This is a genomic window from Pseudomonas sp. McL0111 (genome assembly GCF_052567255.1).
Window position 1 is genome coordinate 1,471,971 of the sequence record NZ_CP199585.1, and the last position, 12,983, is coordinate 1,484,953.

Below are 12,983 nucleotides of genomic sequence, written 5' to 3' on the forward strand. Positions count from 1 at the left end.
CCTCCCCAATGAAGTCCGGGGCTTTTTTTGCCCAAAATTTGTCTGTAGCGCGTTCATGCTGCGTTGAAAGCACAGCTCAAATGCTCATTTAGGTTCCCTAAAGTCGAGCGCGACCCTGGCCGCTTTTCACTGCGCTTTCGCCTTGCCTGAACACACTACAAACAAATTTCCATATCCCGATTTACTCGGCTGCCGCCTCAGTGCCCTTGTCAGCCAGTTCCATCCAGTCCGCCAACACAGTGTAGGCGTCTTCCAGGCCCATGCGTTTCGGCGCCGAGAACAGCTGGATGGTGACGTGATCACCCCAACCCTTGCGGATTTCCGACTGCACTTTCAGCAGCGTGTTCTTGGCTGCGCCATACGTAAGCTTGTCCGCTTTGGTCAGCAGGATGTGCATCGGCATGCCGGCGGCAACAGCCCAATCAAGCATCAGCAGGTCGAAGTCGGTCATTGGATGACGGATGTCCATCATCAGAATCAAACCCTTCAAACTCTCGCGGCCACCGAGGTAAGCCTCAAGGTGACGCTGCCAGTGCATCTTCAGCGGGATCGGTACTTTTGCATAACCGTAGCCCGGCAGGTCGACCAGACGCCGTTCATCGTCTAGCTTGAAGAAGTTCAACAACTGTGTGCGACCCGGAGTTTTCGAGGTGCGCGCCAGACTGGCGTGAGTCAGGGTGTTCAGTGCGCTGGATTTACCGGCGTTGGAGCGACCGGCGAACGCCACTTCGAAGCCTTCGTCGTCAGGGCATTGATCGACTTTGGCGGCACTGAGCATGAACGTGGACTGTTGGCACAGGCCGAGGATGGGATTCTTGAGTTGCATGGGATTTCCGATGTGGGCGGCGCCGGGATTGGGCGCGGAACGCGGTGTCGCTTCCGTTTCAGTGACGCCAGTATATAATGCCGCAGATTTTGTGTGTGCTTTGTCCCAGCGAAGGATGAAGTACACGAGAGCGACAGACCTTCATTGCGCACTAGAACGCAGAACGCTCTCAACCCTGAAAAGGTCGTTTTATGACGAAATGGCTGCTGGCTGCCGGACTCTTGATGCCACTTTATGGCGTGCAGGCTACACAAGAACCGGAAGCCGTGTACAACCGTGTTTGTGGTGCCTGTCATTCCGGCCAGCTCCCTACGGCGCCCGAAAGAGGCGATCGGGAAGCCTGGACGCCGAGGTTGGCGAAAGGTATGGAGACGCTGGTGCAACACGTGACCCAGGGTTTCAAGGCGATGCCGCCGCGTGGTTTGTGCATGGACTGCAGTGCCGAGGATTACCAAGCCATCATCCTTTGGATGAGCGAGTAAGCCCGGTCCATAACTCTTAACCCTTAGCCGTAGTTGGATTAGCTGATGAACAAATTGATCGTGAGTCTGCTGTTGACCGTGGGAATTTCCGGCATGGCCCATGCTGCAGGTGATGCAGCAGCAGGCCAGGCGAAAGCCGCCGTATGCGGAGCCTGCCATGGCCCGGATGGTAATAGCATGGCGCCAAACTTTCCAAAACTGGCGGGTCAGGGTGAACGCTACCTGACCAAGCAACTGCATGACATCAAGTCGGGCAAGCGCACCGTTCTGGAAATGACCGGCCTGCTGACCAACCTGAGCGACCAGGATCTGGCCGACATCGCCGCCTACTTCGCCAGCCAGAAAGGCAGTGTCGGCGCCGCCGATCCGAAGATCGTCAAGCGCGGTGAAGACTTGTTCCGTGGCGGCAACCTGGCCAAGGGCCTGCCAGCCTGCATCGGCTGCCACTCGCCGAACGGCGCCGGCAACGCAGCCGCCGGCTTCCCGCATCTGGGTGGCCAGCACGCTCAATACATCGCCAAACAACTGACCGATTTCCGCAAGGAAGAAGGTGGCCGTACCAACGACGGCGACACCATGACCATGCAGACCATCGCCAAACGGCTGAGCGACGAAGACATTGCCGCGGTCTCCAGCTACATCCAGGGCCTGCACTAAGGCCTGCGGATCGAGCGTCGTGCAGGGCAGTTGTCTCGCACAATGTTAACGCTCGATTAATCCGTCGCAGCAAGTATAAAAAGGGTGGCTTTGGCCGCCCTTTTTTGTGGCCGCTGCCGTTACACTACAGAACTCATGCCCGCCAGGATCTGTCTCAGAACAGGTCGCGCGAGGCGACCAAAATTGTCCAGGAGTAAAGCATGCGTAATCTGATCATCAGCGCCGCCCTCGTCGCTGCCAGCCTGTTCGGTGTGACCGCCCAGGCCGCCGAAGCCCCTGCCGCACCGTACGTAGAACTGGCAAACCCGGTGCAGGTTGCCGTGCCTGGCAAGATCGAAGTGGTCGAGCTGTTCTGGTATGGCTGCCCGCACTGCTACGCGTTTGAGCCGGTGATCAATCCGTGGGTTGAGAAGCTGCCATCCGACGTGAACTTCGTCCGCATCCCTGCCATGTTTGGCGGCCCGTGGGACGCTCACGGCCAGATGTTCCTGACCCTGGAAGCCATGGGTGTCGAGCACAAGGTTCACGCGGCAGTTTTCGAAGCGATCCAGAAACAACACAAACGCCTGACCGATCCACAGGAAATGGCTGATTTCCTGGCCACTCAGGGCGTGGACAAGGACAAGTTCCTGGCCACTTTCAACTCCTTCGCCATCAAGGGGCAGATCGTAAAAGCCAAAGAACTGGCCAAGAAGTATGAAATCTCCGGCGTTCCAACCATGATCGTCAACGGCAAGTACCGCTTTGACATCGGTTCTGCCGGTGGTGCCGAGCAAGCGCTGAAACTGGCTGACGACTTGGTCGCCAAAGAGCGAGCGGCCAACAAGGCAGCTGCCAACTAAGCGCGGTAATCGCCATGCGCCGCTGGGGAGCTGAACGCATCGTTGGTCTGCATGATCCGCAGATCAACGAGCACCACCTGGAGTCCACGGGCCTGCCCGCAGACCATCGTCTGCGCTTGCTCAGCTTCAATATCCAGGTGGGCATCAGCACCGAGCGCTATCGGCACTACCTGACCCGTAGCTGGCAGCATCTGCTGCCGCACAACGGGCGCTCAGGCAATCTGCAAAAGATCGGTGATCTGCTCGGCGACTTCGATCTGGTCGCCCTGCAGGAAGCCGATGGCGGCAGCCTGCGCTCAGGCTACGTCAATCAAGTCGAACACCTGGCGCATCTCGGCGCCTTCCCCTACTGGTATCAACAACTCAATCGCAATCTCGGTCGACTGGCCCAGCACAGCAATGGCGTGCTCAGTCGTCTGCGCCCGTGGGCGATCGAAGACCATCCGCTGCCCGGCCCAAAAGGTCGTGGAGCCATTCTTCTGCGCTTCGGCGAAGGTCCCGAAGCGCTGGTTGTGGTGATGATGCACCTGGCGCTTGGCGCCCGGACGCGCAGCCTGCAACTGGGCTACATTCGTGAGCTGATCGGTGGTTACAAACACCAGGTGTTGATGGGCGACATGAACACCCATGCCAGCGATCTGCTACAACATTCACCGTTACGCGATCTCGGTTTGCTGGCCCCGCAGGTGGAAGCGACATTCCCCAGCTGGCGCCCTCAGCGTTGCCTTGATCATATTTTGCTCAGCCCGACCCTGACGCTGGAAAAGGTCGAAGTGCTGGCGCAGCCCATATCTGATCACCTGCCGGTCGCGGTAGAGATTCGTCTGCCGGGTTCGCTCACGGCCGATGCATTGCCCGCGTTGAGTCCTGCCCTTCGCGGAACCCCTGAATGAGCGACGAAGCCCAGCGCTGGAAAGAGAAATACCTCAAAAGCATCGAACAACAAGACAAACTGGAACGTCGCTGGGCCGCCCGGCTCGACCTGCTGCGCCGTGGCCTGGTGCGCAGCACTTTGGCCGCCGAAGGCACCGACCGCGTGGTCGACCAATGCATGAAAGAGATGCGCGATGTGGTGCGCACCGATGACATGGACGCCGGCCTCGCCGCGTTGCTGCCGCGCCTGGAAAAAGCCGTACTCGACTCCGAGCAGCGCCGCGAAACCCGCATCGATCAGGTCAGCACCGCACTGACGGCCCTGGTCACCCAGTTGCAAGCCTTGCCATTGCCGCGAGAAGTCGCCCAGCCGCTGAAGAAGTTCGCCAAGCAACTGGACGGACGAGTCGGGCAGGCGCGGGAAATGCCACTGCTACTCAGCGAACTCAGCGGTTTGCAGGGCAAGGCCCTGAGCCAGATGGACGCGCCAGTCGAGCCGGAGCGACCGGGTCTGCTTCAGCGTCTGTTTGGTACGCGAGACAGCGAAGAAGCGCCCGCTCCTGAAGCCGCGCCAGCTGCAGCACCAGCGCCCACGCCGACACCTGCTGCCGCTGCGCCTGAGCCAGAACCATCGCCACAGCCCACCGTCGCAGCCGTTGCACCGGTGATTGCCGCTCCGGCTATCAAAGAAGCAACCATCGCAGAAGCGCCGAAGCCAGCCGTAATACCCCATCCGGAACCAGAACCGGAAGTCGTCGCCTTCGTACCGCCCAAGGTCGCCACAGAAACCGCCAGCGCACCTGCCCAAACAGAACCGGTCGCACCCGAACCAGTCTTTGAACCAGAACTTGAAGTAGTCGCCGCACCCGCTCCAAGCCCAATCGCACCCATCGCGATCAACCCCGACGAGCTGTTCCACCCCGGTGACAGCCCTTCTCCGCTGATCCTCGACAGCCTGCCCCTGCCCGAACCCATGGCGCGAGCACTGGCGGCCATCGACCCGGAACAGCCCGAGCACGACATCCTCTTCGCCCTGCCCGACTCACCGGAGCCGTCTTACAGCTCGGTTGCCAAGCACATCGAAGACACCCTGATCGGCTTACTCGACGACCTGACTTTGCCGGAGCGCCATCGTCCGCAGGCCGAAGCCATGCGCGACCGTCTCGAACACGGGCTGAACTGGTACGAACTGATCCCGATCCTCGACGATCTGGCGACGTTGATGCTGGCAATCACCGACAGCGGCCAGCACGAATTCGAAGTGTATTTGCAACAACTCAACGAACGCCTCGAAGCGTTCCAGAGCAATCTGCAAGCTGCCAGCGACGGGCATGCCGACAACAGCTCGGCGGCGCGGGCGATGGACACGCAAATCCGTGAACAGGTGGATGGCTTGCAGACCAGCGTGCAGGAAGCGGCCGATCTGGACGACCTCAAGCAGGTGCTGGAAAACCATCTGGAAGGCCTGCTTGGCACCATGGACCAGCACCAGAAGCAGCGCGACAGCCGCGAACAGGAAGTCGCCGCCCGCCTCAAAGGTCTGGCCGAACGCGTAGCGCACATGGAACAGGAAGCCCTGGGTTTCCGCGAACACCTTGAAGAGCAACGCCAGAAAGCCCTGATCGATCCGCTCACCGGCCTGCCCAACCGCGCGGCGTGGAGCGAACGTCTCGAACATGAAACCGCGCAGTGGCAACAGCACGGCAACACCTTGAGCCTGGCGATGCTCGACCTCGATCACTTCAAACGCATCAACGACAACTATGGTCATCTGGCCGGTGACAAAGTGTTGAAGATCATCGCCACGGTGCTGCGCAAACGCCTGCGCGGCAGCGATTTCATTGCCCGTTTCGGTGGTGAAGAGTTCGTCCTGCTGCTGCCGGCCACGCCACTGGCGGTCGGCGCCAGACTGCTCGAAACCCTGCGTGCCGCCATCGAAGCCTGCCCGTTCCACTTCAAGGGCGAACGGGTGACGATCACCATCTCCATGGGGCTGGCGGCATTCAAACCGGGAGAACACAGCGATCTGGTGCTGAAAAGAGCCGATCAGGCGCTCTACCGGGCAAAAAATGGCGGACGCAACCGGGTCGAGCTGGGCTGAGCAATTGTTCCATTTTGTTTAAATCAGCCCATTCGCCGTCGAGACGCAAGGCAGTACGTTACACTGTTGCATTATTGTCTTGCGTGTACTGCCTTCGATCATGAAATTTTTTGCCTTCATCGCGTCGCTGCTTCTACTGGCCGGTTGTGCCAGCGGCCCGCGTTACGACACCAGCCATCCTTCGGCCAATCACGACAGCCGCATCCAGTTCGTGATCGTGCATTACACCTCCGCCTCGCTGCAGCGCTCGCTGCAATTGCTGACCCACGGTGAAGTCAGCAGTCATTACCTGATCGGCGACGACAAGGGCGGCACCGTCTACAAACTGATGGACGAGAACATGCGCGCCTGGCATGCCGGGGAAAGCGAATGGCAGGGCCGCACCTGGCTCAACTCCAGCTCGATCGGCATCGAAATCGTCAATCCGGGCTTCAAGGACACGCCGACCGGGCGCCTGTGGTACCCGTACAGCGAAGCGCAGATTCAGTCGTTGATCGCCCTGCTCAAGGACATCAGCAAGCGCAACGGCATCAGCCCCCGCCACATCATCGGTCACAGCGACATCGCGCCACTGCGCAAGCTTGATCCGGGCCCGTTGTTCCCATGGAAACGCCTCGCCGACCAAGGTCTTGGCTTGTGGCCAAACGAACAGGCCGTAGCGCGCCAGCAACAGCAGTTCAACGCCGAGCTGCCGCCAGTGAGCTGGTTCCAGGCACAATTGGCGCGTCTCGGTTATGCCACGCCGCAAACCGGTGAGCTGGATGTCGCGACCCGTCATGTGCTCGCTGCATTCCAGATGCACTTCCGCCCTTCCCGTTTCGATGGCACGCCGGATGCGCAAACCGCTGCGTTGCTCCTGGTGCTCAATCAGACAAAATAATGACGCCCGCCCGACGGTCAGGGCGAATTCACAATCAGCAGCTATAACTCATTGGTAACTCTTCGGATATTCCATGATGGTTGCTACCCGAGAGACGCTGCGTAGCTGGTTCTATCGCCCCTGGTTTTTGGCGATGATCGCGGCTGTCCTCAGTGCCTGCCTGTTGATTGCCGGCGGATTGTTCGTTGCAATACATCAGGTCGAGCAAAACGAAAGCACGCAAATGAACGCTCAGGGCGAACGCTTCCTCGCCCGCCTCGAGCAACTCTTCGGTCAGTTACGCGAAAGTCTCGACGACCTCGAATCCCAGCCTCTGCGCAGCTGCGATGACGAAATGGTCGCCACCCTGCAGCAAGTCACCTTCAATTATCGCTTCGTCTATGAAGCCGCCTACATGGACGGCTCACGGATCTGCTCCAACCGTCCGCGCCAGGAAGGCCTGTCCGTGGTGCGGGCGCCGGACATCCGCGGCCCGACCTACAGCTATTGGCTGAACACCACCACCGAACCCGACGAAAACCGCGCCGCGCTGATGCTCGGGCGCGGCAATTTCCGTGTGGCAACCTCGCGCGGCCATCTGACCGACATGGTCGATCTGTCGCCCGGGAGCAGCCTGTTGGTGGTGCTCGATCACGGCAAACGGGCAATCCCGGTACTCGGTGCCGAACAACCCTGGCCGCCCACCGACTGGCCGCCAAAAAACCGCGACGCCCTGCAAATCACTGAGTCGCACCTGATCTACCGCATGCCCACCAGAAACCCGGAATACCAGTTGGTGCTGATCACGCCGCGCTCCGGCATGCACATCCCCGCGGTGTGGTGGTGGGTGGTTCCGGCTTGTCTGGTGCTCGGAGCGTTCGTCGGCTTCTTCGTGTTTTTACTGGTGCGCCAACGGCAGTCGCTGGATGCCGAACTGCACGGCGCGATTCGCCGTGGCGAGTTGCAAGTGCTGTATCAACCGATCTTCGATCTCGACAGCCGCAATTGCGTCGGCGCCGAAGCGTTGCTGCGCTGGCGACGACCGGACGGCACGCTGACCAGTCCCGACCTGTTCATCCCCATGGCGGAAAACACCGGACAGATCCGCCAGATGACCGATTTCGTTCTGCAACGCCTGTTGGAACAACTGGGCCAACTGTTACGGTCTAATCCGCAGCTGTACATTTCGGTGAATCTGGCGGCTTGCGACGTAATGGTCCCGCGCATCGGCCAGGTCATGGCCAAGCTGTTGACGCTGCACCGGGTCGCGGCACGACAGATTGCTTTTGAGGTCACCGAACGCGGTTTGATTGATGTGGTGGTGGCGCGGGAAAACCTGCAAGCGCTGCGCGACGTCGGCCATCAAGTGCTGATCGACGATTTCGGCACCGGCTATTGCAGCCTCGCCTACCTGCAAACACTGCCGGTGGACTGCCTGAAAATCGACAAGGCGTTTATCGATGCACTTGGCCACGACGCCGCCAGCAGCGGCGTTGCGCCGCACATCATTCACATGGCGCAATCGCTGGATCTGAAGGTGATCGCCGAGGGCATCGAGCACGAAGCGCAGGCAGTTTTTCTCAGCAGTGAAGGGGTAAAGTTCGGTCAGGGCTGGCTGTTCGCTCATGCCCTGAGCGCGGTGCAGTTCATCGAGCTGATCACTCGAGGTCGGCGCCTTGCCGGCAGGCGCCTGGACGACGAAGCCTAAACCGCCAGCGCCATATAGAACTGCGTGCCCTGTCCCGGCCGCGAATAAACACCCATGCGCCCGCCGTGCAACTGGACGATTTCCTTGCACAGCGCCAGACCGAGCCCGGCACCGCCCTTCTTCCGCCCGACCTGCACAAACGGTTCGAAGATCCGCCCCTGCTGGCCGTAGGCAATGCCTTCGCCGTTGTCTTCGACGCTGATGATCACTCGCTCGCCATGCCGCCGCGCCTGCAAACGGATCTGGCCGTCACGGGCAGTGTGGCGAAGCGCGTTGTCGATCAGGTTATCCAGCACGCGATCCAGTTGCGCCTGATCCGCCTGCAAACGCGGCAGCGGTCCCTGCACTTCGACGTTCAAGGCGATGCCTTTGTCTGCCGCCGTATCAGCAAAACGCAACTGCGCCTGCTCCAGCAGATCGTCTATTGAACAAGGCGCCAAGGTCAGTTTCTGCAAGCCGTTCTGGTAACGGGAGAAGTTCAGCAAGTCGTTGATCAACTGCATCAAGCGCTGCATTTCTTCATTTACGGTGTCGAGCAGGTCGGCCTCGCGAGACTCCGCAGGAAACTTGGCGCGCTCACGGAACAGACCGAACGCCATGTGCATGCCGGTCACCGGCGTACGCAACTCGTGAGATGCGCGCAATACGAACTCGCTGCGCACTCGCTCGAACGCACGTTGTTCGGTCACGTCGTGCAACACCATCACCGCGCCGAGAATATGCCCTTGGGTGTGGCTGACCGGCGTCAGGCTGTAAGTCAGCAAACGTGATTCGCCGTCGACTTCGATACTCAAATCTTCCGGCGCACGCTCCAGCGTACCGCCGCGCAATACCAATTGCAGTTGGGCATCCAGCTCCGGACGCTCAAGTGCGCTGCCCAGCCCTTGACCGAGACGCTCCGCGTCCCAGCCCAATTGACGCTGGGCGACGGGGTTGAGGTGCTCAAGATGGCCTTGGCGGTCGATCATCAACAGACCGTCGTCAATGCTGTCGAGTACCGCTTGCAAGCGCTGCTGGCCAGCGAGCAGTTCATCGACATTGGTCGCCTGATGCTCGCGCAACGCTTCGGCCATCAAACCGAAGCGCCGGGTCAGTTGATTCATTTCCATCGCCGAGGAAATCGGCAGGGTCACTTCGAAGTTGCCTTGGCCAATGTTGTCCGCCGCTTTCGCCAGCGCCTCGATGGGCGCGCCGAAACGTCGAGCAATACCGTGAGCGGTGATGAAGCCGATGATCAGCACCGCCAGCCCGACCAGCCCGATCAGCCCCGCCACCAATAACGCCCGGTCACGGGCTGCGTGTTGCACCGAGTTGATGTTATCCAGCGCGTGCTTGTGTTCGGCAATCAGGCCATTGCGCAAGGTATTGAAGCGCTCGCGCAGGTCGCCGTTGTCGCTCAGGGCATTGCCTGGATCACGCGACTGATCGAACGCCTGGAGAAAACTCAGGTAATCGGCCTTGGCCTGACTGAAGCCGTATTGGCGACCGTCGCCCTCACCTTCCTGCGCGATACCTTCATCCAGTAACTGGAAGTAGTGCTGTTTGGAGGTTTCAAACGCTACGGGATCGGGCTTCTCGGCGAGCATCATGATCAGTTGATCGCCGAGTGTCTGCCGTAGTTTGAGGCCCAGATCGAGGGTGACGAAGTTGTTGCGGATCAGCGCCTCCTGAGTCCCGGCCATCTGCATCACGCTGACCAGCCCGAGCAACAAGCCGAGCAACGCCACGGTGATCAGCGCGGAAATGCTCAGGAACAACCGGGTCCGCAACTTCATCGCCAGTTTCATCGCCGGGCGCTCACAAGTTGTACTGCTTGCGCTTGCGATACAACGTGGAAGCATCGATACCCAAGGTCTTCGCTGCCTGGTCGAGGGTGCCGGCAGTCGCCAGTACCGCGCCGATGTGGGCCTTTTCCAGTTCATCCAGGCTCAGTGCCGCGCCGACCCGCGGCGCGTTGTTGGCCGGTTGTTCGGCCATGCCGAGGTGGCTGATTTCGACGCGCTCCTGCGGGCAGATAATGCTCGCCCGCTCGACCACGTTGCGCAGCTCACGAATGTTGCCCGGCCAGCGATAACCGAGCAGCGCCTCACGGGCCTCGTCGCTGAAACCACGTGCCGGACGCGCGTACTCTTTAACGAAACGCGCGAGGAAGCGGTCGGCCAGATTAAGAATGTCTTCGGCACGCTCGCGCAGTGGCGGCAGATGAAGGGTGATCACATTGAGGCGGTACAGCAGGTCTTCGCGGAAACGGCCGTCGCGCACCATGTCTTCGAGATTGAGGTTGGTCGCCGCCAAAATGCGCACATCGGCGCGGCGGGTGACCGGGTCCCCTACCCGCTCGTATTCCTTGTCCTGAATGAAACGCAGCAACTTGGGTTGCAACGTCAACGGAAAATCGCCGATCTCGTCGAGAAACAGCGTGCCGCCATCGGCCTGATTGACGCGACCCAAAGTGCTTTCACTGGCGCCGGTAAATGCCCCGCGACTGTGACCGAACAACTCGCTTTCCATCAGTTCGGCAGTCAGCGATGGGCAGTTGATAGTGACGCAGGATTTCTTCTCGCGCTTGCTCCAGCCATGAATCGCCCGGGCCAGTTCGCCTTTACCGGTGCCGGACTCGCCGAGAATCAGAATATTGGCGTCAGTGCCCGCGACTTGGCGGGCGGTCTCCAGCACGACTTTCATCGCCGGGCTGTGGGAATCGAGACCGTCCTTCGGTTTACGAATCTCGCCTTCGAGAGCTTCGAGGCGTGCCGAGAGCTGGCGCACTTCCAGTTGCTTGGCGGTGGCCAGACGCAACTGATCAGGGCTGCACGGCTTGACCAGATAGTCGGCAGCGCCAGCCTGGATGGCATCTACCGCGGTATCGACAGCCGAATGTGCGGTGACGATCACCACGCGCATCCATGGCGCCTGAATCCGCATCTGCGCCAGCACGTCGAGGCCGTTGTCCTCGCCGAGGCGCAAATCGAGGAAGCACAGATCGAATACCTGACGCTGCAACAGCGCATCGGCTTGGGCCGCGCTGTTGGCGGTGGCTACCGTATAGCCTTCGTCTTCGAGGCAATAACGAAAGGTTCGCAGGATGGCGGATTCGTCGTCCACCAGCAGAATGCGGCCTTGGTGCTCAGTGGCTGATTCCATTTTTCCTACGCTCCATAAGTGTATGTCTTGGTTTAGTCCCGGAAAAATCGGGCAAGTTGCATGGTGGATTCTGAACGATGCTGGCCATAGGAGGGTAGCTCTCTCCTGCCTCATCAGCCAATACGTTGATTTTGTTGATAATTTAACCATTTCCCGGTTTGCAGGCGATTGCTTGCGTCCTTTTCTGACATCCGCGCCCTGCTCTCAATTCAATAAGAATGAAATCTCCTACGAAATAATCGTGCATTCCGCACGACCATCACAGACCCATCGTGCAGGATGCGTCGAGAACAATTTTTCAATCAATTATAAGTCATTGTTTTTATTGGTATTTTTTCAATCAAAAAACTGGCATGCAGCCTGCAATATCTCTTTCAGCCCGGGCAGAACATGAACTGCCCCAACCGAATAAGAGTAAGGAACCCAGGATGACTCGCCAACGTGCCGCCCAAGTGCGTATCTCGCCACTGCATATCCAGCAAACCCTGTTTGGCGTGTTGGCGCTGTTGGTCACTTTGATCGCTTGCCAGCAATACCTGCGCTGGGAAAACAGCCAGCAGCCAGAGGCACCGCTGATCTCGATGCAGCACGCGACACAGAGCCATTTCAGCGCCGTCAGCAACAGTCAGGCCGAGAGCACTTCGATGCACATGGTCGCCGTTGATCAAGCACAACCGCTGGACGAAATGCCACGTGAAGAGCGCTGGGTTTTCTGATCAATTTTTAACCGGATTCGGGCGTCTCTACGCCGGAACACGCAATACCCCTAAATAGAGAAGTAAGGAGAATCACCATGTTGAGCTGGGCAATTACATTCTTGATCATTGCCATCATCGCTGCAGTACTGGGCTTCGGTGGTATCGCGGGCACCGCCACGGGTATCGCCAAGATTCTCTTTGTCGTGTTCCTGGTGATGTTCATCGCATCCTTCTTCTTTGGCCGTCGCGGCCGAGGTTAACGATGAAAGCGTTAAAGACACTGGCAGCCGCCCTGCTTATGGGCGGTAGTGCCATGGCGCTGGCGGCCAATGATGGCCAGGCACGGGTCAACGAACTGCTGAGTTCGGACCCGCAATACAGGGAAACCTGGCAAGGCGTGGTGAAGAAGGAAGAACGCCTGCCGGAATGGGTGATGAACCTGTCCGGCACGCCTGACCAGCAGATGAATGCCGTGACTGAAGATGGCGACAAGTATCTGGTAGGGCCGCTCTGTGAATCCGCAGACAAGTGCCTGAATCACCGCTTGATCGTCGCTTTCAGCTTCGACAAGAAAGACGCTTACGCCATGCTCGTCGATGTGCCCGAAGGACTGCCGGCCGACAAGTCGCCAACGCGACATGCCACCTACCGCTTCCTCGGCAAACCGAATCAGGGCATGCAGGATCTACTGATGGAAACCCTGAAGAAAGATCCGAACTGGTACTGAATCCGAACATGAGGGCAGCGCCCCGCTGCTCTTTATTGCATCCGCCTGAGGAAGGCCGGTGCATGA

At 59.4% G+C, this 12,983-nt stretch carries 13 protein-coding genes; 10 read left to right on the forward strand and 3 right to left on the reverse strand.

The genetic code is table 11. From position 1 onward, the window contains the following. Positions 1-181: 181 nt before the first annotated feature. Positions 182-826, reverse strand: a complete 645-nt coding sequence (gene yihA, locus ACTWLJ_RS06640) for a ribosome biogenesis GTP-binding protein YihA/YsxC (RefSeq protein ID WP_401216243.1) — start codon at positions 824-826, stop codon at positions 182-184. A gap of 191 nt (positions 827-1,017) precedes the next feature. On the opposite strand from yihA, the gene ACTWLJ_RS06645 reads away from it, so the two are divergent. From ACTWLJ_RS06645 to ACTWLJ_RS06675, 7 genes are all read left to right on the forward strand, one after another. Further along, positions 1,018-1,308 carry a c-type cytochrome gene (locus ACTWLJ_RS06645; protein WP_445180299.1) on the forward strand — a complete coding sequence of 97 codons (291 nt, stop codon included), beginning with the start codon at positions 1,018-1,020 and terminating at the stop codon, positions 1,306-1,308. Positions 1,309-1,353: 45 nt separating this feature from the next. Further along, on the forward strand, positions 1,354-1,965 hold the full coding sequence (locus ACTWLJ_RS06650; RefSeq protein WP_401216245.1) for a c-type cytochrome: 612 nt from the start codon (positions 1,354-1,356) through the stop codon (positions 1,963-1,965). A 200-nt stretch (positions 1,966-2,165) separates the two neighbouring features. Then, positions 2,166-2,807, forward strand: a complete 642-nt coding sequence (locus tag ACTWLJ_RS06655) for a thiol:disulfide interchange protein DsbA/DsbL (RefSeq protein WP_445180300.1) — start codon at positions 2,166-2,168, stop codon at positions 2,805-2,807. A gap of 14 nt (positions 2,808-2,821) precedes the next feature. Beyond that, positions 2,822-3,700, forward strand: a complete 879-nt coding sequence (locus ACTWLJ_RS06660; protein ID WP_401216247.1) for an endonuclease/exonuclease/phosphatase family protein — start codon at positions 2,822-2,824, stop codon at positions 3,698-3,700. Continuing rightward, positions 3,697-5,781 (forward strand): diguanylate cyclase, encoded by a 2,085-nt coding sequence (locus tag ACTWLJ_RS06665; RefSeq protein ID WP_445180301.1) that lies wholly within the window; start codon positions 3,697-3,699, stop codon positions 5,779-5,781. The genes ACTWLJ_RS06660 and ACTWLJ_RS06665 overlap by 4 nt, the downstream gene beginning before the upstream one ends. A gap of 100 nt (positions 5,782-5,881) precedes the next feature. Continuing rightward, positions 5,882-6,661 carry an N-acetylmuramoyl-L-alanine amidase gene (locus ACTWLJ_RS06670; RefSeq protein WP_445180302.1) on the forward strand — a complete coding sequence of 260 codons (780 nt, stop codon included), beginning with the start codon at positions 5,882-5,884 and terminating at the stop codon, positions 6,659-6,661. Positions 6,662-6,737: 76 nt separating this feature from the next. Beyond that, the gene (locus tag ACTWLJ_RS06675) at positions 6,738-8,348 is read left to right on the forward strand and encodes an EAL domain-containing protein (RefSeq protein ID WP_445181326.1); all 1,611 of its coding nucleotides are present in this window, start codon (positions 6,738-6,740) and stop codon (positions 8,346-8,348) included. Here ACTWLJ_RS06675 and ACTWLJ_RS06680 read toward each other — a convergent pair. Both ACTWLJ_RS06680 and algB read right to left on the reverse strand, forming a co-directional pair. Beyond that, positions 8,345-10,135: a KinB sensor domain-containing domain gene (locus ACTWLJ_RS06680; protein ID WP_445180303.1), complete on the reverse strand. Its 1,791-nt coding sequence runs from the start codon at positions 10,133-10,135 to the stop codon at positions 8,345-8,347. The two genes, ACTWLJ_RS06675 and ACTWLJ_RS06680, sit on opposite strands and share 4 nt — an antisense overlap. A 10-nt stretch (positions 10,136-10,145) precedes the next feature. Then, the gene (algB, locus tag ACTWLJ_RS06685; protein WP_201148757.1) at positions 10,146-11,492 is read right to left on the reverse strand and encodes a sigma-54-dependent response regulator transcription factor AlgB; all 1,347 of its coding nucleotides are present in this window, start codon (positions 11,490-11,492) and stop codon (positions 10,146-10,148) included. A gap of 428 nt (positions 11,493-11,920) precedes the next feature. On the opposite strand from algB, the gene ACTWLJ_RS06690 reads away from it, so the two are divergent. The 3 genes from ACTWLJ_RS06690 (at position 11,921) to ACTWLJ_RS06700 (ending at position 12,917) form a co-directional block, all read left to right on the forward strand. Continuing rightward, positions 11,921-12,208, forward strand: coding sequence for a hypothetical protein (locus ACTWLJ_RS06690; protein ID WP_401216251.1), 288 nt, complete (start codon positions 11,921-11,923; stop codon positions 12,206-12,208). A 77-nt stretch (positions 12,209-12,285) separates the two neighbouring features. Continuing rightward, positions 12,286-12,450: a DUF1328 domain-containing protein gene (locus ACTWLJ_RS06695; protein ID WP_003177151.1), complete on the forward strand. Its 165-nt coding sequence runs from the start codon at positions 12,286-12,288 to the stop codon at positions 12,448-12,450. Positions 12,451-12,452: 2 nt separating this feature from the next. Then, positions 12,453-12,917, forward strand: coding sequence for an inhibitor of vertebrate lysozyme family protein (locus tag ACTWLJ_RS06700; protein WP_401216252.1), 465 nt, complete (start codon positions 12,453-12,455; stop codon positions 12,915-12,917). Positions 12,918-12,983: the final 66 nt, after the last annotated feature.

Coding starts and splice junctions, on each gene's coding strand:
- ACTWLJ_RS06645 (WP_445180299.1), top strand. CDS start 1,018: ATGACGAAATGGCTGCTGGCTGCCGGACTCTTGATGCCACTTTATGGC.
- ACTWLJ_RS06665 (WP_445180301.1), top strand. CDS start 3,697: ATGAGCGACGAAGCCCAGCGCTGGAAAGAGAAATACCTCAAAAGCATC.
- ACTWLJ_RS06675 (WP_445181326.1), top strand. CDS start 6,738: ATGGTTGCTACCCGAGAGACGCTGCGTAGCTGGTTCTATCGCCCCTGG.
- ACTWLJ_RS06660 (WP_401216247.1), top strand. CDS start 2,822: ATGCGCCGCTGGGGAGCTGAACGCATCGTTGGTCTGCATGATCCGCAG.
- algB (WP_201148757.1), bottom strand. CDS start 11,492: ATGGAATCAGCCACTGAGCACCAAGGCCGCATTCTGCTGGTGGACGAC.
- ACTWLJ_RS06650 (WP_401216245.1), top strand. CDS start 1,354: ATGAACAAATTGATCGTGAGTCTGCTGTTGACCGTGGGAATTTCCGGC.
- ACTWLJ_RS06655 (WP_445180300.1), top strand. CDS start 2,166: ATGCGTAATCTGATCATCAGCGCCGCCCTCGTCGCTGCCAGCCTGTTC.
- ACTWLJ_RS06700 (WP_401216252.1), top strand. CDS start 12,453: ATGAAAGCGTTAAAGACACTGGCAGCCGCCCTGCTTATGGGCGGTAGT.
- ACTWLJ_RS06670 (WP_445180302.1), top strand. CDS start 5,882: ATGAAATTTTTTGCCTTCATCGCGTCGCTGCTTCTACTGGCCGGTTGT.
- ACTWLJ_RS06695 (WP_003177151.1), top strand. CDS start 12,286: ATGTTGAGCTGGGCAATTACATTCTTGATCATTGCCATCATCGCTGCA.
- ACTWLJ_RS06690 (WP_401216251.1), top strand. CDS start 11,921: ATGACTCGCCAACGTGCCGCCCAAGTGCGTATCTCGCCACTGCATATC.
- ACTWLJ_RS06680 (WP_445180303.1), bottom strand. CDS start 10,135: ATGAAACTGGCGATGAAGTTGCGGACCCGGTTGTTCCTGAGCATTTCC.
- yihA (WP_401216243.1), bottom strand. CDS start 826: ATGCAACTCAAGAATCCCATCCTCGGCCTGTGCCAACAGTCCACGTTC.